This window comes from Aliiroseovarius sp. D2-2 (genome assembly GCF_055809455.1).
This window is the reverse complement of the sequence record NZ_CM147913.1, coordinates 141,647-159,853: the sequence shown is the minus strand read 5'-3', so window position 1 is coordinate 159,853 and position 18,207 is coordinate 141,647. Positions and strand designations below refer to the sequence as shown.

At 55.7% G+C, this 18,207-nt stretch carries 16 protein-coding genes, 1 tRNA gene and 1 pseudogene; 12 read left to right on the top strand and 6 right to left on the bottom strand.

Annotated elements, in window-relative coordinates:
* Positions 1-69 precede the first annotated feature (69 nt).
* A tRNA-Leu gene (locus tag AC0L6A_RS00765) sits at positions 70-156 on the top strand.
* 32 nt (positions 157-188) lie between these two features.
* Here AC0L6A_RS00765 and AC0L6A_RS00760 read toward each other — a convergent pair.
* The 3 genes from AC0L6A_RS00760 to AC0L6A_RS00750 all read right to left on the bottom strand — a co-directional run bounded on the left by AC0L6A_RS00760 (position 189) and on the right by AC0L6A_RS00750 (position 3,910).
* Positions 189-938: a hypothetical protein gene (locus AC0L6A_RS00760; RefSeq protein WP_473291563.1), complete on the bottom strand. Its 750-nt coding sequence runs from the start codon at positions 936-938 to the stop codon at positions 189-191.
* Positions 935-2,584 carry a sulfatase-like hydrolase/transferase gene (locus tag AC0L6A_RS00755; RefSeq protein WP_473291562.1) on the bottom strand — a complete coding sequence of 550 codons (1,650 nt, stop codon included), beginning with the start codon at positions 2,582-2,584 and terminating at the stop codon, positions 935-937. The genes AC0L6A_RS00760 and AC0L6A_RS00755 overlap by 4 nt, the downstream gene beginning before the upstream one ends.
* Before the next feature lie 63 nt (positions 2,585-2,647).
* A complete protein-coding gene (locus tag AC0L6A_RS00750; protein WP_473291560.1) occupies positions 2,648-3,910 on the bottom strand; it encodes an FAD-dependent monooxygenase in 1,263 nt (420 codons plus the stop codon).
* A gap of 50 nt (positions 3,911-3,960) precedes the next feature.
* On the opposite strand from AC0L6A_RS00750, the gene AC0L6A_RS00745 reads away from it, so the two are divergent.
* From AC0L6A_RS00745 to AC0L6A_RS00725, 5 genes are all read left to right on the top strand, one after another.
* Positions 3,961-5,289, top strand: a complete 1,329-nt coding sequence (locus AC0L6A_RS00745) for an amidase (protein ID WP_473291558.1) — start codon at positions 3,961-3,963, stop codon at positions 5,287-5,289.
* 131 nt (positions 5,290-5,420) lie between these two features.
* Positions 5,421-6,602 (top strand): aminotransferase class I/II-fold pyridoxal phosphate-dependent enzyme, encoded by a 1,182-nt coding sequence (locus tag AC0L6A_RS00740; RefSeq protein ID WP_473291557.1) that lies wholly within the window; start codon positions 5,421-5,423, stop codon positions 6,600-6,602.
* A gap of 12 nt (positions 6,603-6,614) precedes the next feature.
* Complete coding sequence (locus tag AC0L6A_RS00735; RefSeq protein ID WP_473291555.1) at positions 6,615-9,596, top strand: DNA translocase FtsK; 2,982 nt, start codon at positions 6,615-6,617, stop codon at positions 9,594-9,596.
* 81 nt (positions 9,597-9,677) lie between these two features.
* A complete protein-coding gene (locus AC0L6A_RS00730) occupies positions 9,678-10,025 on the top strand; it encodes a RidA family protein (RefSeq protein ID WP_473291554.1) in 348 nt (115 codons plus the stop codon).
* 104 nt (positions 10,026-10,129) lie between these two features.
* Positions 10,130-10,735, top strand: a complete 606-nt coding sequence (locus AC0L6A_RS00725) for a LolA family protein (RefSeq protein ID WP_473291553.1) — start codon at positions 10,130-10,132, stop codon at positions 10,733-10,735.
* A gap of 48 nt (positions 10,736-10,783) precedes the next feature.
* On the opposite strand, the gene AC0L6A_RS00720 is transcribed toward AC0L6A_RS00725, so the two are convergent.
* The gene (locus AC0L6A_RS00720) at positions 10,784-11,359 is read right to left on the bottom strand and encodes a transglycosylase SLT domain-containing protein (RefSeq protein WP_473291551.1); all 576 of its coding nucleotides are present in this window, start codon (positions 11,357-11,359) and stop codon (positions 10,784-10,786) included.
* 216 nt (positions 11,360-11,575) lie between these two features.
* On the opposite strand from AC0L6A_RS00720, the gene hspQ reads away from it, so the two are divergent.
* The gene (gene hspQ, locus AC0L6A_RS00715) at positions 11,576-11,902 is read left to right on the top strand and encodes a heat shock protein HspQ (RefSeq protein WP_473291550.1); all 327 of its coding nucleotides are present in this window, start codon (positions 11,576-11,578) and stop codon (positions 11,900-11,902) included.
* Between the two features lie 170 nt (positions 11,903-12,072).
* Here the strand turns inward: hspQ and AC0L6A_RS00710 are convergent, their stop codons facing one another.
* Together AC0L6A_RS00710 and AC0L6A_RS00705 are read right to left on the bottom strand one after the other, a co-directional pair.
* On the bottom strand, positions 12,073-12,498 hold the full coding sequence (locus AC0L6A_RS00710; RefSeq protein ID WP_473291549.1) for an ATP-binding protein: 426 nt from the start codon (positions 12,496-12,498) through the stop codon (positions 12,073-12,075).
* Positions 12,464-12,820, bottom strand: coding sequence for an STAS domain-containing protein (locus tag AC0L6A_RS00705; protein ID WP_473291548.1), 357 nt, complete (start codon positions 12,818-12,820; stop codon positions 12,464-12,466). Before AC0L6A_RS00705 ends, AC0L6A_RS00710 begins: the two co-directional genes overlap by 35 nt.
* A gap of 98 nt (positions 12,821-12,918) precedes the next feature.
* Between AC0L6A_RS00705 and AC0L6A_RS00700 the strand changes: the two genes are divergently transcribed.
* The 5 genes and pseudogenes from AC0L6A_RS00700 (at position 12,919) to AC0L6A_RS00680 (ending at position 18,203) form a co-directional block, all read left to right on the top strand.
* Positions 12,919-14,097: a thiolase family protein gene (locus AC0L6A_RS00700; RefSeq protein ID WP_473291547.1), complete on the top strand. Its 1,179-nt coding sequence runs from the start codon at positions 12,919-12,921 to the stop codon at positions 14,095-14,097.
* A 60-nt stretch (positions 14,098-14,157) separates the two neighbouring features.
* Positions 14,158-14,610, top strand: a complete 453-nt coding sequence (locus tag AC0L6A_RS00695) for a GAF domain-containing protein (RefSeq protein WP_473291546.1) — start codon at positions 14,158-14,160, stop codon at positions 14,608-14,610.
* Positions 14,611-14,764: 154 nt separating this feature from the next.
* On the top strand, positions 14,765-15,343 hold the full coding sequence (locus tag AC0L6A_RS00690) for a helix-turn-helix domain-containing protein (RefSeq protein ID WP_473293332.1): 579 nt from the start codon (positions 14,765-14,767) through the stop codon (positions 15,341-15,343).
* 10 nt (positions 15,344-15,353) lie between these two features.
* The gene (locus tag AC0L6A_RS00685; protein ID WP_473291544.1) at positions 15,354-15,728 is read left to right on the top strand and encodes a GFA family protein; all 375 of its coding nucleotides are present in this window, start codon (positions 15,354-15,356) and stop codon (positions 15,726-15,728) included.
* Positions 15,729-15,751: 23 nt separating this feature from the next.
* Positions 15,752-18,203: pseudogene (locus AC0L6A_RS00680) on the top strand (GcvT family protein).
* Positions 18,204-18,207: the final 4 nt, after the last annotated feature.

Sequence of the window (18,207 nt, the reverse complement as noted above, 5' to 3'; positions counted from 1 at the left end):
CCGTGAAAAGCGGCGAAATGCTGTTGACACTGAATGCGGGTCGCTTTACTCCCCGCCTCACCAACCCGTGCCCAGATGGCGGAATTGGTAGACGCGCTAGCTTCAGGTGCTAGTGTCCGTATGGACGTGGAGGTTCGAGTCCTCTTCTGGGCACCAATTATCCCTAAAATAGAATACAAAACAGCAGCTTAGTCAATTCTGTGATTGTCGCGTTCTTTCAAAACTTTTTCGAGCTTTAATCCAGAATGCGGGGTTCTTTCTTGAAGAAGCTGATGAAGTTCGCGCGTTAGATCCGGAGGCTTCTGCAAGTTCACGGTCTTGAAAAGTGACAATTCCCAAAGCTCCTCAGGCAAGTTGTTTGTCAAATAACCTTCATCCCTAGGTAACGACCACATTGTGACGTCCAAGTTTGTTTGACGCCGAGAAAACCTCAGATCGACAAACCCTGCGCAGGGCCGAATTTCTGAGAGGGTTGGACAGTTCTTGCCAAGAAAGCATGCCGTCCCGGTTCCAAGAAGGTCGACCTTGAAAACTTGAGGGCATTTTTTTCCAAACGCAAAATTCCGCCAGCCAAGTCGTTTCAACTGCGACTTGAAAACAAAGGCGTGTGCCTGATAGCCAAGCGTATTCTCCTCAAGATCAAGCTGATCAGTGAATGCCAACGTGCGCTCGACATAGTCGCTTGGATAGATGATGTCGTCATCAATGGTGAAAACAACATCGTCGCTTGCAACTGGAAATGCGAACTTTCCTGCGTCTTTCAAATCCTCATCTGGAATGAGGAATTCAAGGTTCGAGAATTCATCCAACCCGGGGGGAGGCGACGTGAACTCGTTCAGGCAGATAAATACCTGATCCACCTGCGAAGCGATGCTTTGGACTGCGTCACGCAGCACGCCTTGTCGTTGAGGAAAAGTAGCGAGATGCGCCCTGATCACGCCTTGTCATCCCTAACGTGGTTTTCCAGCGATAGGCCCCGATAAGCCTGTGTCAGCTCTTCGGACACTTCTGACCCATCTTTCAGGTACGGTAAGATCCCCCGACGCATCGAACGGCCCCTGCCAGCTTCGATCTGAGCATCCGATTTGGTGACACGCTGGCTCATCCTGCGGCCCCATTGCCCCAACATTTCATATAAGCGGTCGATTTGATCACCGTGTGAGTTGCCGCGGGCCAAGTCATTCAGTTCATTCGGATCGGTTTCCAGATCGAACAGCATTGGGCGCAGACCCCCTTCGGCATGCATCAACTTGAACCGCCCGTCGAACACCATGAACAGGCGTGCGTCGCGCAAACTGACCCCAAGTTTTCCGCAAACCGGAGTAGACGAATAATCATATTCGCTAATCACAAAGTCGCGCCAGTCTGGTGTCTCGCCACGCAGCCAGGGCATCAGACTGCGACCTTCTAGGATGTGATCGGCCACGGTGCCGTCGGCAACTTCAACAAAGGTAGGCGCAAGGTCGATTGATTCGACGAGAGCATCGCAGGTTGTGCCACGCGTCGCGTCAGCTGATGGGCGCGGATCGCTGATGATCAACGGCACTTTTACGGACGGTTCGTGGAACAGGTCTTTCTCGCCCAACCAGTGATCACCCAGATAGTCCCCGTGATCCGAGGTCAGAACGATCATCGTGTCATCCATCTGCCTGGATGTCTCAAGATGATCGAGGATACGTCCCAGATGATCGTCGCATTGCTTGATCAAGCCCATATAGGCGGGAATCACCTTGCGGCGCACTTCATCCTGCTGGAATGCGGCTGCGATTTTATTTTGCATGAAGGCGTCAAAAACGGGTTGGGCGTTCTGGCGTTCGTCTTCGGACCGGACGGCATCGGGGATATCGTCGGGCGAATACATATCGTGATACGGCGCGGGCACGATGTAGGGCCAATGCGGTTTGATATAGCTTACATGCGCGCACCATGGTCCCTTGGCTTGGTCCATAAAGCTTAAGGTTTCGCTGGTTAGCCATGCGGTTTCGCTGTCTTCTTCGCGTATGTTGGCGGCTTTGTCGGCATTGTCGAACATCCAGCCGCTGGCCATTTTGCCATCATCAACGCCCGCATTGGCATTCACGGACCATGGGTTCTCGGCCTCGTATCCCTTGGATTTCAGGTAGGCGTTATAGGGTGAATGCTTTTCGTCATAGAACCCGTCCGGTCCTTCGGCCCAAAGCCCATCATCGCGGACCCAGACATCAAAACCGCATTCGGCCTGACGCGCACCGATCACGCTGTCTGGCGCAATCCCCAGCCGCTTCATACCTTCGGCGTCGACTTTCATATGGGTCTTGCCCAGAAGCCAGCACTCCATCCCGGCCTCACGTAGGTGATCGCCCATTGTATGCTCTCCGACACGAAGCGGAAATCCATTCCATTGCGCCCCATGGGACGAGGCATAACGTCCGGTATAGGTGCTCATCCGGCTGGCACCGCAGATTGGGGACTGCACATAGGCATTTGTAAATCGCACACCGCGGGCAGCCACACGGTCGAAGTTTGGGGTTTTCAAAATGGGGTGGCCAGCACAGCTTAGGTAATCAAACCGAAGCTGGTCATACATGATGAAAAGGATGTTCATGCCTATTCTCCCGTTGGCGTTAGGCGCACGGTAGGGCAGGCAGTTGCGATCATCAATGACAGATCAGATCTGACGACCTTGTAGAAGACGCGGTAGATCACCGGTTAGTCCAGCAGCTTCGCGGATGAAGTTGCGGCGCAATCCTGGCATAGCGTTCACAGCGCCCAATCCGATGTCCCGCGCAGCGCGTAAGATCGGATTGTCATTGGAAAATAACCGGTTGGTGGCTTCTGTCATCATAACCATTTGCGAAATGTCAAAGCGGCGCCATTGTTGATAGCGTTCCAGCACATCAAGGCGACCGATATCTTCGCCACGGCGACGCGCGAGCGTTAGAACTTCGGCCAACGCAGCCACGTCTTTCAGACCGGAATTCAGCCCCTGACCTGCGATCGGGTGCATTCCGTGGGCTGCGTCGCCAACTAAGGCCAGCCGATCCGCGATAAAGCTGTTCGCGACCGTCAGGTTCAATGGATAGGTAAACCGCTTACCCGCGAGGCTGATGTCGCCAAGGAACGACCCGAAACGAGGGCGCAGCTCTTCGACGTAACCCGCATCATCCAGCGCATGAATACGCGCGGCTTCTTCATGTGTTTCCGTCCAGACGATGGAACACTGATTGCCCGGCAGGGGCAGGATCGCAAGCGGGCCCGACGGCATGAAGAACTGATGTGCGACACCTTCGTGCGGTAATTCGTGGTCAATGGCGCACACCAAAGATGTCTGCCCATAATCATGCCCATGCCGCTTGATCCCAGCACGTTCACCTGTACCGGACCTGCGCCCGTCGCATCCCACAACCATGCGGCCTGTCAGCGATTTTCCCGAAGCAAGCTGAAGCGTGACCGATGCGGGGCCATTGTCTTGCGCAACGACCGTATCTTGATCAATCAACGTGACGTTTGGATGGGCTTCCACGGCGTCCAGAAAAGCGCGTGAAAGGAACCGATCCTCGATCATATAGCCCATCGGACCTTCGTCGATCTCGGCGTGATCGAACTCTAACACGAAGGGGCCGGGGCCTTCGCCGGGGCGCCCGTCCGAGATGCGGATATCCAACAGGGGTTGGGCATTATCGGTAACTTTGGGCCAAACGCCAAGTGCGGCCAGAAGGCGTTGCGAGGCCAGCGCAAGGGCGTATCCGCGGCCATCGAAATCGTCACCACCGCGTGCGCCCTTTGGAAGCGCATCTACCATGGTAACTTTAAACCCGGTGTCGCCCAGGGCCAGCGCCAAGGCGGGGCCATTCAGGCCGCCACCCACGATCAGGATATCGGCATCATAGTTCATATGCTCTTTCTGCCCCTCTCGTTTAGGATTGTCCATGCGTCGTCCTGTCGTTACCGTCTTTCGGACGGACAAAAAAGGAGGCAGGGATGAGCGATACGTGGTTGACCATGAGCATGGGTGATCTGGGCCGAGCCATTGGCAAGGGCGAGATTGACCCCGAAGCCCTGACCCGCACCTATCTGGATGCCATCAAATCCCACTCGTTTGCCGACCGCATCTATGCCCGCGTGACCGAGGAACGCGCGCTGTCAGAAGCCCGCGCCGCAGCAAAGCGCGCCCGTTCTGGGCAACGTTTGGGTCTGCTTGATGGCGTTCCGATCAGTTGGAAAGACCTTTTTGACACTGCCGGAGTCGCGACTGAAGCTGGGTCAGCCTTGCTGAAAAACCGTGTGCCATCCAAGGACGCCGAAGTGCTGCGCAACGCCACCGCCGCTGGCCTGGTCTGCTTGGGCAAAACACATATGAGCGAATTGGCGTTTTCGGGTCTTGGCTTAAACCCGGTCACGGCGACCAGCCCTTGCGTGAATGATCACGACGCAGTGTCCGGGGGCAGTTCATCCGGTGCGGCGACGTCTGTGGCTTTCAATTTGGCCGCTTGCGGAATTGGATCGGACACGGGCGGATCGGTACGAATTCCATCGGCATGGAATGATCTGGTTGGGCTGAAAACCACGTCGGGCCGGGTCTCGGCCAAAGGCGTCGTAGCACTTGCTGCACGTTTCGACACGGTCGGCCCGTTGTGTCGCACCGTTGAAGACGCCGCTTTGATGCTGGCCGCGTTGGAAGGCGGACAGGCGGCAGACCTTCGCGGGACGTCGTTGAAAAACACGCGCATGTTGGTGCTTGAAAACGGGTTCGAAGGGTGTCGTGACGAACCATTGGCGGGATTTGACAGCGCGCTGGGCCGTTTGATGGATGGCGGAGCTGACGTCAAACGCATGCATCTGCCAATCGTAGATGAAGCGCTTGCCTTGTCTGGTGTTTTGTTCACCACGGAAGCCTACGCCACATGGCGCACTGAAATCGAAGCGCAGCCCGATCTGATGTTCCCGGCCATCCGCGAACGGTTCATGGCGGGGGCGACGTTCTCAGGCGCTGATTTTGTGGCTGCATGGCAAAGGTTGGATGAAATTCGCGCGGAATTCATGTCTGAAATCGCAGGTTTTGACGCAGTGGTTTTGCCCACATCCCCGATCATGCCACCGAATGTGGACCGCTTGATGTCGGACAATGATTATTATGTCGAAGAGAACCTTTGGGCGCTAAGAAATACCCGCATTGGCAACCTTCTGGGCCTATGCGGGCTAAGCTTGCCAACGGGCCTTCCATCGACCGGTATCATGCTTCTGGGCGCGCCATTTGGCGAAGAACGCCTGTTGCGCCTTGGGGCTGCCGCTGAGGAAGTGTTGTCCTAAAAGCCACAACTGTGCCTCTCAAGCGCCGAATATCACTGCGTATTTCTGGACCACGCGGATAATGCAGGCTATCCTCGATCCAAACGGGGCGACATGATCCCGATAACTGAGGCAGTAGCAAAGACGTTCCTATGACGTTTCCCGAGCGGTATTCCAGCTTGCCCGAATATGCATTTCCGCGTTTGCGGACCCTTCTCGACGCACATGCGCCGGGCGGAGAGATCATGCATATGACGATTGGCGAACCCAAGCACCCGTTTCCGAACTGGGTGCCTGAAGTGTTGGCCCAAGCCGTTGATGAATTTGCGAAATATCCGCCCAATGAAGGCGCGCCCGAACTGCTTAATGCGATTTCTGGATGGCTGGATCGCCGCTATGGCGTCGATGTTCCTGCAGATCAGATCATGGCCCTGAATGGCACCCGTGAAGGGCTTTTCAACGCCTTGATCGCGCTGTGCCCGGAACAGACAGCACGTGGTGAAAAGCCCGTCGTGTTGATCCCGAACCCGTTCTATCAGGTCTACGCTGTGGCCGCCGTCACGGTTGGGGCTGAACCCGTATTTCTGCCTGCAACGGCCGAAACCAACTTTTTGCCGGACTATTCGCAACTGTCGCCTGAGGTTCTGAACCGGACCGAAGTGGCCTTCATCTGTTCGCCGACCAACCCGCAAGGGGCCGTGGCGGATCGCGATTACTGGGCTAACCTGATTGCGTTGGCCGAGAAGTATGATTTCCAGATCTTCGCGGATGAATGCTATTCCGAGATCTATCGCGACACGCCGCCGGCTGGCGCGTTGGAGGTCGCCCGTGAAGGTGGCGCAGACCCCGAACGTGTTGCGATTTTCCATTCGCTGTCCAAGCGCTCAAACCTGCCCGGTCTTCGGTCTGGGTTTATCGCAGGTGGCCCTGAAAGCATCAGGCGTGTGCGTCAGTTGCGCGCTTATTCCGGTGCGCCGCTGCCGCTACCGCTGCAACGTGTGGCTGAACGGGCTTGGACGGACGAAGCGCATGTGGTCGAGAACCGCGCGCTGTATCAAGAGAAATACGCGATTGCGGACGAGATTTTTGCTGGCGTCGAGGGGTACAGGCCCCCCGAAGCGGGCTTTTTCCTGTGGCTGCCCGTCGAAGACGGCGAAGAGGCCGCAATGAAACTGTGGACCAAGACAGGCGTGCGGGTTTTGCCCGGTGCGTATCTGTCGCGGGACGTGAATGAAGAAAACCCCGGAAAGGGGTTCATTAGGGTCGCAATGGTGGCCCCAAAAGAAGACATGACACGCGGGCTGATCCAGCTTCGCGACTGTCTGTATAAGTAAGGACGAGGTGGTATGGCGTATCAGGCGAAACAACAAGATCCGATCTTTGACAGCACCACACAGGCTGTGATCGAACGACGCGGGAAAGAGCTTTTGGGCATCGGCCTGATCGCGCTGGGCATCATGATCGCGCTGATCCTTGGAAGCTATTCACCAGAAGATCCGGGCTGGATGTCGGCAACAGATACGCCTGCTGGCAACGCGATGGGCCGCTTTGGTGCCTTCATCGCATCGCCGCTTTCCGTCATCGCCGGGCTGGGATCATGGGCTTTGCCATTGATCTTGGTTGTCTGGGGTTTGCGCATGACGTTCCACTTCGGTGAAGAACGCGCGCTCGGACGTTTGATTTTTGCCCCCATCGCTGTTGCATTGTGCTCGGTCTATGCATCGACCTTGGTTCCGGGGGCCGGTTGGACCCATTCTTTCGGTCTGGGTGGGCTGTTTGGCGATACCGTTCTGGGGGCCATGTTGGCCGCCTTGCCCATCAGTGCAGGCGCTGGTTTGAAAGTTATGTCAGCGATCGCTGCATTGGCTGCGCTTGTCGCAACCATATTTGTGCTTGGTCTGGACAAGGACGAACTGAAACGGATCGGTCACTTCTTGGTTGTTGGGGTCGTCATGACCTACGCCGGGATCGTATCCCTGCTGGGCAAAGGTGCAAAAGGGGCGGCCACTGGCGCTGCCGCAACTGCCCGCCATATGCAGGAACGCCATGCTGCCCGCAAAGAGGAACAGTTGGCGCAAGAAGAATATCAAGAACTGTATGAAGAAGAGTTTTCGGCCCCGCCGCCGCTGCGTACAGCGCGTGTGATGCGTCCCGAACCTCCGCTTCATGGGGCTTCGCAAGAACATGCTCAGGAAGAAATCGCGTCTGCACCGGCCCCGCAAAAGCAGGGCTTGCTGGCGTCCCTAATGCGCCGAAATGTAGAGCCCGAGCCGGAACTGGTAGAGCCTGAGATCTTCGAAGGCGATATTCCCGAGGGGCTGGGTGGCGAAGACCGCATCCGTGCCAAAATCGCGTCGGCTTTGAAGAACCGTTCGCGTGAGATGCCGGTCGCCAATCCAATGCGCGCCGAACCTCCGTTAGAGCGCGCGGTTTCGCGCCATCGCCGTAGCCCCGATCCGATGATCTTGGACACGACATCCCCTGCAGAGCCTGACATGGCTGTGCCGGTCGAAGACTATGTTGATTACGCACAAACGGCTCCGATGGATGAGCAGTCGATGTACGATGCGCCTGAAATGGCAGCGCCTTATGCGGATGACGTGCCCATCACTCATGATGACGATTTGATCGTCGAAGACCTGATGGCACCCGAGGCAGAGCCCGAAGCCCGCGTTTACACGCCACAGCATTCCGGGTTTACGCAACCCTCCAAAAAGGTTGTTCAGCATCCTCAGAAAAAGCAGGTCCAACCTTCGGCCCGCGCCAAGGCGGAAGCACAGCCTGATTTGAAGTTCGAAGAAAGCCATCCCGGTTACGAGCTTCCGCCGCTGAATCTGTTGGCAAACCCAGTGACCATCGAGCGTCACCACTTGTCGGACGAGGCGTTGGAAGAAAACGCGCGGATGCTGGAAGTTGTGCTGGATGACTATGGCGTGAAGGGCGAGATCGTCTCGGTCCGTCCCGGCCCTGTCGTCACCATGTATGAACTTGAACCCGCACCGGGTTTGAAAGCCAGCCGTGTGATCGGTTTGGCCGACGATATTGCACGTTCAATGTCGGCCCTGTCAGCGCGTGTATCGACGGTTCCAGGCCGATCGGTCATCGGGATCGAACTGCCCAACGAAAAGCGCGAGATGGTTTCGTTCCGCGAAATCCTGTCGACCCGTGATTTTGGTGATGGCAATCATCGACTGCCGCTTGCCTTGGGTAAGGATATTGGTGGCGAGCCTGTCGTGGCGAATCTGGCCAAGATGCCTCACTTGTTGATCGCAGGGACCACGGGGTCGGGTAAATCTGTGGCGATCAACACCATGATCATGTCACTGCTTTACAAGCTGACACCCGAAGATTGTCGCATGATCATGATCGATCCGAAGATGCTTGAACTGTCCGTTTATGACGGCATTCCGCATCTGCTTTCTCCCGTTGTGACTGACCCGAAGAAGGCTGTCGTTGCCTTGAAATGGGTCGTGGGTGAGATGGAAGAACGCTATCGCAAGATGTCCAAAATGGGTGTGCGTAACATCGAAGGCTATAACGGCCGGGTGAAAGATACGCTGGCGAAAGGCGAGATGTTCGAACGCACCGTCCAAACCGGTTTTGACGATGACACCGGAGAGCCGATCTTCGAGACCGAGGAGTTCGCGCCTAAGAAACTGCCCTTCATCGTGGTTATCGTAGACGAAATGGCCGATCTGATGATGGTCGCAGGTAAGGAAATCGAAGCCTGCATTCAGCGTCTTGCCCAGATGGCACGTGCCTCGGGCATTCACATCATTATGGCCACGCAGCGCCCGTCGGTCGACGTGATCACCGGTACGATCAAGGCTAACTTCCCCACCCGGATTTCGTTCCAAGTAACGTCGAAAATCGACAGCCGCACCATTCTTGGTGAGCAAGGCGCAGAACAGCTTTTGGGTATGGGTGACATGCTTTACATGGCTGGCGGGTCGAAAATTACCCGTGTTCACGGCCCGTTTGTGTCGGATGAAGAAGTCGAAGAAATCGTGACCTTCCTGAAAAGCTTTGGACCGCCCGAATATGTGGGCGGCGTTTCAGATGGGCCAGCCGAAGACAAAGCCAACAACATTGACGCCGTTCTCGGTCTGAACACAGGTGGCAACACTGGTGGCGAAGACGCGCTTTACGATCAGGCGGTTGGGATTGTGATCAAGGATCGCAAGTGCTCAACCTCGTATATCCAGCGTAAGCTGGGCATCGGCTATAATAAGGCCGCGCGCCTTGTAGAACAGATGGAGGATCAAGGGCTTGTGTCGGCGTCTAACCACGTTGGCAAGCGTGATATCCTAATCCCCGAACAGCAGTAAAACCCCGCCCGGACAACGATCCGGATTGCGTCGACCCTTCGGGGTCGACGTGCTTTCAATGATAAAAACTGAGGCAAACCTATGATTCAAAGACGACATACAACAGACCGTATGAGCCAAAGCGTGACGCATAAAAGCGTCGTGTATCTGGCCGGTCAGGTCGGCAACCCCGGCGACAGCGTGGCAGACCAAACCCGCGAATGTCTGGCTCGTGTTGAAAAACTTTTGGATGAAGCAGGCTCGTCCACGAAACACATGCTGCAAGCAATCATCTGGATGGCAGATATGAAAGACTTCGCTGAGATGAACGAGGTCTGGGATGCTTGGGTGCCCAAGGGATTTGCCCCGGCGCGTGCGACCGGTTCTGCCGAGCTGGCAACCCCAGATCACAAGGTCGAAGTGATCATTACCGCCGCTGTCACGGAATAACTGCGCCTCTTGAAAGGCGCGTTATCGCCTATCACCTACTGTTCGGGCTTAAATTCCCCATATCAAACGGGATAGGATAAGCCCGAGCAGTAAAGGTAGGATACATGACCCCCTTACGTATGACTTTCGCCGCCGTTGTTTTGGTGGCCACAGCGCTTCCGGCTCAGGCCGAGAAGATTAGCCTGAGTGCGATTTCAAATTATTTGAACGCGCTAAACACCGCTAAATCTCAGTTCACCCAAATCAATGACGACGGAACGATCTCAACCGGTACGATCTATCTGAAACGTCCCGGCCGTGCGCGGTTCGAATACAACCCTCCGATGGATGCGTTGGTGGTTGCTGGTGGATTCCAGGTTGCGATCTTTGATGGGAAATCAAATGCGGGTCCTCAGCAGTATCCGCTGAAACGCACCCCGCTGAACTTGATTTTGGCACGCAATGTGAATCTGAACCGGGCAAAGATGGTGGTGGGTCACAAATATGATGGTACCGCGACCACTGTTGTTGCGCAGGATCCTGACAACCCCGAAGTTGGTACGATCGAGTTGAAGTTCACATCGAACCCAACCGAATTGCGTCAGTGGATTATCACGGACAATGCGGGTTCTAAAACCACGGTTCTGTTGGGCGAGCTAGAGAAGGGCGCGCCCCTTCGGGCTTCGCTGTTCTCGATCACATCAGCGATCAAACAGCAATCGCGTAAATAAACCTTCATGCTGTCTGACCCAGGTTTCGAACCCGGGTCAGATTAGACTTCAGCGGCAACTTGCAAGCTGTCTCTGATACATGGCCGAACGCGATCCAACTTTGTCCGCCACTCGGACCAACCAAGATTTGGATTTATAGCTGCCACGCAGGTAACCGGTCCGCCCTTCATGGTAGGCGAGGTATTGATTGCGTGCATCGGACAGCGGGATGCCAGTCACGTCACGCGTCTTGTTCATATACCAACCCATGAAATCTGTGGCGTGTCGTATGTTGGTGCGGCGCGAACTGCGACCACCTTCGTCCTTTTGGTATTCTTTCCACGTGCCGTCCAGCGCCTGTGCATAGCCATAAGCCGAGCTTTGACGCCCCATCGGAAGCACTCCCAGCACGTATTTCATTGGGGTGCGGGCATCATGCACGAACTTCGATTCCTGATGGATGATTGCCATCTGAACATGCACGGGGACTTTCCACTTGCGTTCAGTCTTTTTCATAGCGCTCAGCATTTTGGGCTGCTGGCGCACGATACTGCACGCATTGTCTAGGTTTCGGGGCGCTCTGGACTTGCCACCACAAGACGCCACGAACGCAACTACCATGGTCGCGAGTATGAGTTTCTTCATCTGCCTACTGCTCTTATGTTTTTCGCAAGTCTAACCGATTTTCCGGCCGGTGTGAATCACCAGATATCCCTTTTTCGTGACCGTGGCATATCTTTGCTGGCACTGACGATTTTGGGGTGTCGTATCGGCGATGTCCAAACTGTTTCCAATTTTTCCAGTGATGTTGGATGGACATTCAACAGTGATCGGCGGTAGTCATGAAACATGGTAGGGCAAATGCTGAAGACACACGCAAAATATTATCTGGGTCAGGTTGTTCGCCACCGGAAGCATCCGTTCCGTGGTGTAGTTTTTGACGTCGATGCGATGTTTTCGAATACCGAGGAATGGTACGACGCCATTCCCGAAGAAAGCCGGCCATCGAAGGATCAGCCGTTTTATCACCTGCTCGCAGAGAATGATCAAAGCTACTATGTCGCTTATGTCTCAGAACAGAATCTGGTAGCTGACTACTCTGGTGAGCCTATCGAACACCCTGATTTGCCGGATTCTTTCGGCGATTTTGAAGACGGACAATATCCCCTTCAGGTTCAGTTGAACTAAGCCAAAACAGTCGAAAACTACTTGCTTCCAGCGGTAAAGTGCGGCTTACTGAGCGGCCATGTCGTAGCCTGTTGGGGCAGACGATTTCTATGCAGTTCCTGAATTGGAAATCGCGATGCTAAAAGCCAGACAGTTGCGTTGATTGACCCGTTCGTACTTAAGGTTTTGTGTTAGTTCCTGCACCAAAAACCGACCGAATCCCCCTCTGGAAAGTCTTTCATCGGGCAATTCAGATCATGTTCAACCTTCCGCTCTAGAAGGCCATCGGGAAGGGGAATGCCGTCGTCATGGACATGAACAAGCACTTCCTGATCAGCCTGTTCGATCAAAAGCTCGATCATTCCAGTGGGCCGTTCTTGATATGCGTGTTCGACGATGTTGTTCAAAACTTCGGCCAACACGATCTGAAAAACTGACTTTTCATCCGAGGGCAGATCAAGCGCAATAACTTGATGCAGAGCCTGTCGAACAGATACTGCATCGCTTGGAAACTTCAGCTCAAGCGTTTGGGTTTTGTGTTGTTTCGCCGCACTGTGCAAAATCGATGCTCTCCTGTTGATGTCAGTCGCTTCTGCTTGCGTTGGCCAGCCCGCCATCAATGGCGCTGGAAACATCATCATGAATGGTGAAAACGGTATCCATCCGGGTCAGGCTAAACACCTTTTTTACTGTATTGGACAACCCAGCAAGTTCAAAGCTGCGCCCGTCTGGAACTTGCTTCATGGCAGCGACAATTGCACCAAGGCCGCTGGAGTCGATGAAATCGACCCGAGTCATATCGACCACAACACGGTCTGGGCCATCCGCTGTCATTTCGCGCATATGATCTTTGAAGCTGATCGCAATCGCGGCGTCGATCCGGCTGTTTTCAACGGTGATCACACGGGCCTGCTGGCTGTCTTGGAAACTGAGTTGCACGAGTTCGCTCCTTCACGCGGTTAGTAGAACTACACTCTAGACGGCGATCCTTACCATTCGGTAAGCGAGTACAGGAAAAGCATTGGCTGGAGGCAAAGATGAAGAACGTGGTTATCGCAGGCGCAGCGCGCACCCCTATGGGGGGATTCCAAGGGGCATTTTCGGGTCTGGCCGCTTCTGAACTGGGCGGGGCGGCAATTAAAGCCGCGCTTGAAGACGCTGGTGCTGATGGCAACCAAGTCGAAGAGCTTCTGATGGGGTGTGTTCTGCCCGCAGGTCAGGGCCAAGCCCCTGCGCGTCAGGCTGGCTTTGCAGCCGGGCTGGGAAATGAAGTTCCTGCTACGACTTTGAACAAGATGTGCGGCTCGGGCATGAAGACCGCGATGATCGCGTATGATCAGGTCGCGCTGGGTGGCACGGACATCATGGTCGCTGGTGGCATGGAGAGCATGACTGAATCTCCCTACATTTTGCCCAAGATGCGCGGCGGGGCCCGGATCGGCCATGGCGCAGTTGTTGACCACATGTTCTTGGACGGTTTGGAAGACGCTTATGACAAGGGCCGTCTGATGGGCACGTTTGCCGAGGATTGCGCCGAAAGCTTTCAGTTCACCCGCGAAGCGCAGGACGAATACGCGTTGAAGTCGCTGTCGAACTCGCTTGAGGCTCAGAAAACTGGTGCGTTCGAAGGCGAGATTGCCGCCGTCACCATCAAGACCCGCAAGGGTGATGTCGTGGTGGGTGAGGACGAGCAGCCCGGCAACGCACGTCCCGACAAAATCCCAACTTTGAAGCCAGCCTTCCGTAAGGAGGGAACTGTCACTGCGGCCAACAGCTCGTCCATTTCGGATGGGGCTGCTGCTTTGGTTGTGGCCTCGGAAGACGCCGCCAATGCGGCTGGTCTGAAAATTCGCGCGCGCATTCTGGGTCATGCCAGCCATGCACAAGAGCCGAACTTGTTCACAACGGCCCCCGTCCCAGCTGCACAAAAGCTGCTGGATCGTTTGGGTTGGACCAAAAATGACGTGGACCTGTGGGAAGTGAACGAGGCCTTCGCAGTGGTCCCCATGGCCTTCATGCATGAAATGGGCCTGTCGCGTGACATTGTAAACGTGAATGGCGGTGCATGTGCACTAGGCCATCCGATTGGAGCTTCGGGCACGCGGATCATGGTGACGCTTTTGAATGCGCTGGAAAAACGCGGTTTGAAGCGTGGTGTTGCCGCGATTTGCATCGGTGGCGGTGAAGGGACTGCCATTGCGATCGAACGCGTGTAAGGTCAGCGAACCTGCACTATGGGGCGCGGGTTTCCGCGCCCTTTTCATTTGGAAGACACCATGAAGATCAACTACGCTGAAATCTCGCAATCCATTGCGTCACTGACAGAAGGTGAAGACGATGTGGTGGCCCTGATGGCCACTATCGCCTGCGAGCTTCACCACGCAGATGATCGGTTCAATTGGACGGGCTTTTATCGCGTAACCGGCCCTGAAATGCTGAAAATTGGTCCCTATCAAGGCGGGCATGGGTGTTTGCAAATTCCGTTCAGCCGGGGTGTGTGCGGCGCTGCTGCGCGAACCGGCGAGGTGCAGCTGGTTGATGATGTGGACGCCTTTCCAGGCCATATCGCCTGTGCGTCCTCGACACAGTCCGAAGTTGTTTTGCCGGTTTGGAATGCCTCTGGGGAACTGATCGCGGTGCTGGATATCGACAGTGACCAGCCCGCCGCCTTTACTGATGAAGACGCATCCGAGCTTGCAAAGATCCTGTCGGATACGTTCGCACGCTGAGGTTCAACACCCGTATTAATCCGCATCTTTCATAGTGCGGTTCAGCAAAATCGCGACATTTATTCGTCGCAATTATGCTTGCCGCGAATCGCCTTCTTGCCTCAGTATGAAAAAAATCGTGAAATTTTCACGAGATCGTTCATGCGAGGACAACATGCTTCACAGCGACCCACAGCATTTGCATCGAACCAGCATTGGGGCTGATCTGCGGGCATTGCGCAAATCGCGTGGCATGACGCTGACAGAATTGGCCGAGGCGCTGGGCCGTTCTGTCGGGTGGCTAAGCCAGGTGGAACGCGACAAGTCCGAGCCATCCATTTCAGACCTGCGCGCGATCGCCGAGGCGCTGGGCGTGCCCATGTCACTTCTTTTTGCGCACACATCTTCACCAGAAGGCGAAAAGGGCCGCATTGTCAGGGCAGGCAATCGACGTCCGATGGGGGCAGGCCACGAAGGTCTGATAGAAGAACTTCTTTCCCCCGACCTGACCGATGACTTCGAGATGGTTCACTCAACTTTCGAGCCGCATTCCAAAATGGAAACCCCTGCCAGCCGCCCCACACAAGAGGTTGGCTATGTCATTTCAGGGAAGCTGGATCTGACTATTGGCGGGCGCTCGTTCACCGTCCAAACCGGAGACAGCTTCCGCATCAAACATGAAACATTCGTATGGGCAAATCCATATGACGAACCCGCTGTGGCGATCTGGGTGATCGCTCCGCCGGTTTATTAAGGAGGATCAAATGCTGAAAGGAAGTTGCCTGTGTGGCGCGATACAGTTTGAGACTGCAGCAGATCTCAAGGGCGTTTCCATGTGCCATTGCCGCCAATGTCAAAAGCAATCCGGCGGCATCTGGGCCTCGGCTTATGTGGCGGAAAGTGACCTGACAGTTTCGGGTGATGTCAGTTGGTACGCGGCCAGCGACACGGCCAAGCGCGGCAGTTGCCCGACCTGCGGATCCTTCCTGTTCTGGAAAGCCCATGACGAAGACACGATCAGTTTTGCGCTGGGCGCAATTGACGGACCCACTGGACTAACGCTCGAGAAACACATCTTTGTTGCCGACAAGGGCGACTATTACGAAATCGCTGACGGCTTGCCGCAAAGCGCGCAGTAACTCTTAGGAAGACGGAGACCACCATGTCTGATTTCCCCACCAAAGCCCGTGTCGTCGTTATTGGCGGCGGAGTTGTCGGCGCGTCGACGCTGTACCACTTGGGCCTGAAAGGTTGGACCGATTGTGTCTTGCTGGAAAAGAACGAGCTGACCGCAGGGTCCACATGGCACGCCGCCGGGAACGTGCCGACCTTTTCGACCAGCTGGGCGATCATGAACATGCAGCGCTATTCGACCGAGCTCTACTCGCGCCTGGGGGAAGAGGTCGATTATCCGATGAACTATCACCAGACCGGCTCGATCCGTCTGGCGCACACGAAGGAGCGGATGCAGGAATTCGAACGCGCCTGTTCCATGGGCCGCTATCAGGGCATCGAGATGGAAATCTGGACGCCCGAGCAAGCGAAAGAGCATTATCCTTTCTTGGAAATCCACGATCTGGAAGGTGTGCTGTGGGACCCTTCGGACGGTGATATCGACCCCGCACAGGTTACGCAGGCGCTGGCCAAAGGCGCGCGTGACATGGGGCAGAAAATTCTGCGGTTCACCCCAGCGACAGGCGTGACCCAGAAAGAAGACCAGACGTGGATTGTGCACACCGAAAAAGGTGACATTGAAGCGGACTACGTGGTGAACGCAGCCGGGTATTATGCCCAACGCGTTGGCGAGTGGTTCAAGCCATATGGCGGCCGCACCGTGCCTATGATGGTGATGGAGCATCAGTACCTTCTGACCGAACAAATCCCCGAGATCGAAGCCCACAACAAGAAAACCGGCAAGAAGCTTCCACTGATCCGCGACGTAGACGTGTCCTACTATCTGCGTCAGGAAAAGCACGGCTATAATCTTGGCCCGTATGAGCCGAACTGCAAGGCGCATTGGGTCGATGCTGGCGACAAGATGCCCGACGATTTCAGCTTCCAGCTGTGGCAGGAAGATCTAGACCGGATCGAGGATATCGTGGTCGACGCCATGGCGCGTGTGCCGCTGATGGAAACCTCTGGCGTGTCCAGTGTGATTAACGGTCCGATCCCTTACGCGCCCGACGGTTTGCCCTTGATGGGGCCAATGCCCGGCGTCGCGAACGCGTTCGAGGCCTGCGTCTTTACCTTCGGTATCGCCCAAGGCGGCGGGGCCGGAAAGGTCATGGCCGAATGGATCGTCGATGGTGCGACCGAGTGGGACATGTGGGCCGTGGATCCGCGCCGCTACACCGACTATACCGACCAAGATTATTGCGACCAGAAAGGCATGGAGGTCTACGGCAATGAATACGCCATGCACTTCCCGCATCACGAATGGCCAGCCGCGCGCGACAAGAAACTGTCGCCTGTGCATGACAAGGTGATCGCGGCTGGTGGTGTGATGGGCGCCTTCAACGGCTGGGAACGCGCCAACTGGTATGCGCAGGACGGCGACGATACATCGCTTGAAGCAACTCACACTTGGGGCCGGTCCGGACCGTGGGAGCAACGCATCAAAGAAGAATGCGAAGCCGTGCGTGATGGTGTTGGTGTTCTGGATTCTGCCGGGTTTCTCGCGATTTGAACTGTCGGGCGAGGGTGCTGCAGAATGGTTGCGTGGCATGGTCACTGGCGCACTGACGAAAGTGGGTCGGATGAACCTGATCTATTTCGCAGATGATCGTGGGCGCATTTTGACCGAGATGTCTTGTCAGCGTCACGGCGAAGATCACTTCACTTTGATCACCGCAGCCACCGCACAATGGCATGACTTTGAAGTGCTTGCCAGCAAGCTGCCGGAAGGTGTCAGCCTGACTGACCACACGCTGGAAATGGATACTCTGATCGTGACGGGACCTAAGGCACGCGACCTGATGACCGAGATCGGCACAGATGCCGACCTGTCGCTGGGTTGGCTGACGCATCAAGAGGCGACGCTGGCAGGCAAACCCACGCGATTGGTGCGCGTATCCTTCGCGGGCGAGCTGGGTTGGGAGGTCCATGCAGCCAACGCTGACATGCCCGCAATCTATGATGCAATCACGTTGGCCGACGCCAAGCCTTTCGGAATGTATGCGCTGAACGCCTTGCGTTTGGAAAAAGGTTATCGTGTTTGGAAGGGCGACTTGTCGACGGATTATTCGTTGTTCGAAGGTGGTCTGGATCGCTTCGTGCGACTGGACAAGCCACAGGATTTCCCGGGCAAAGCCGCCCTTCAGGCTGAGAAACAGCAAGGATCGAAGAAGCGTTTCGTTACCCTGTTGGTCGACGCTGGCGATTGTGACGCGCCTTACATGTCCTGCATCTGGTCGGGCGACGAAATCGTCGGCGAAACGACTTCGGGCGGATGGGGCTATCGCGTCAACAGCTCGATCGCGCTGGGCATGTTGCGCAGTGAATTGGCCGAACCCGGCACCGTGCTGGAGGTCGAGATTTACGGTGAGAAGTTCAAAGCCGTGGTCCAACCAGACCAACCGCTTTGGGACCCTGAAAACGAACGTCTTCGTGCCTGAAGAT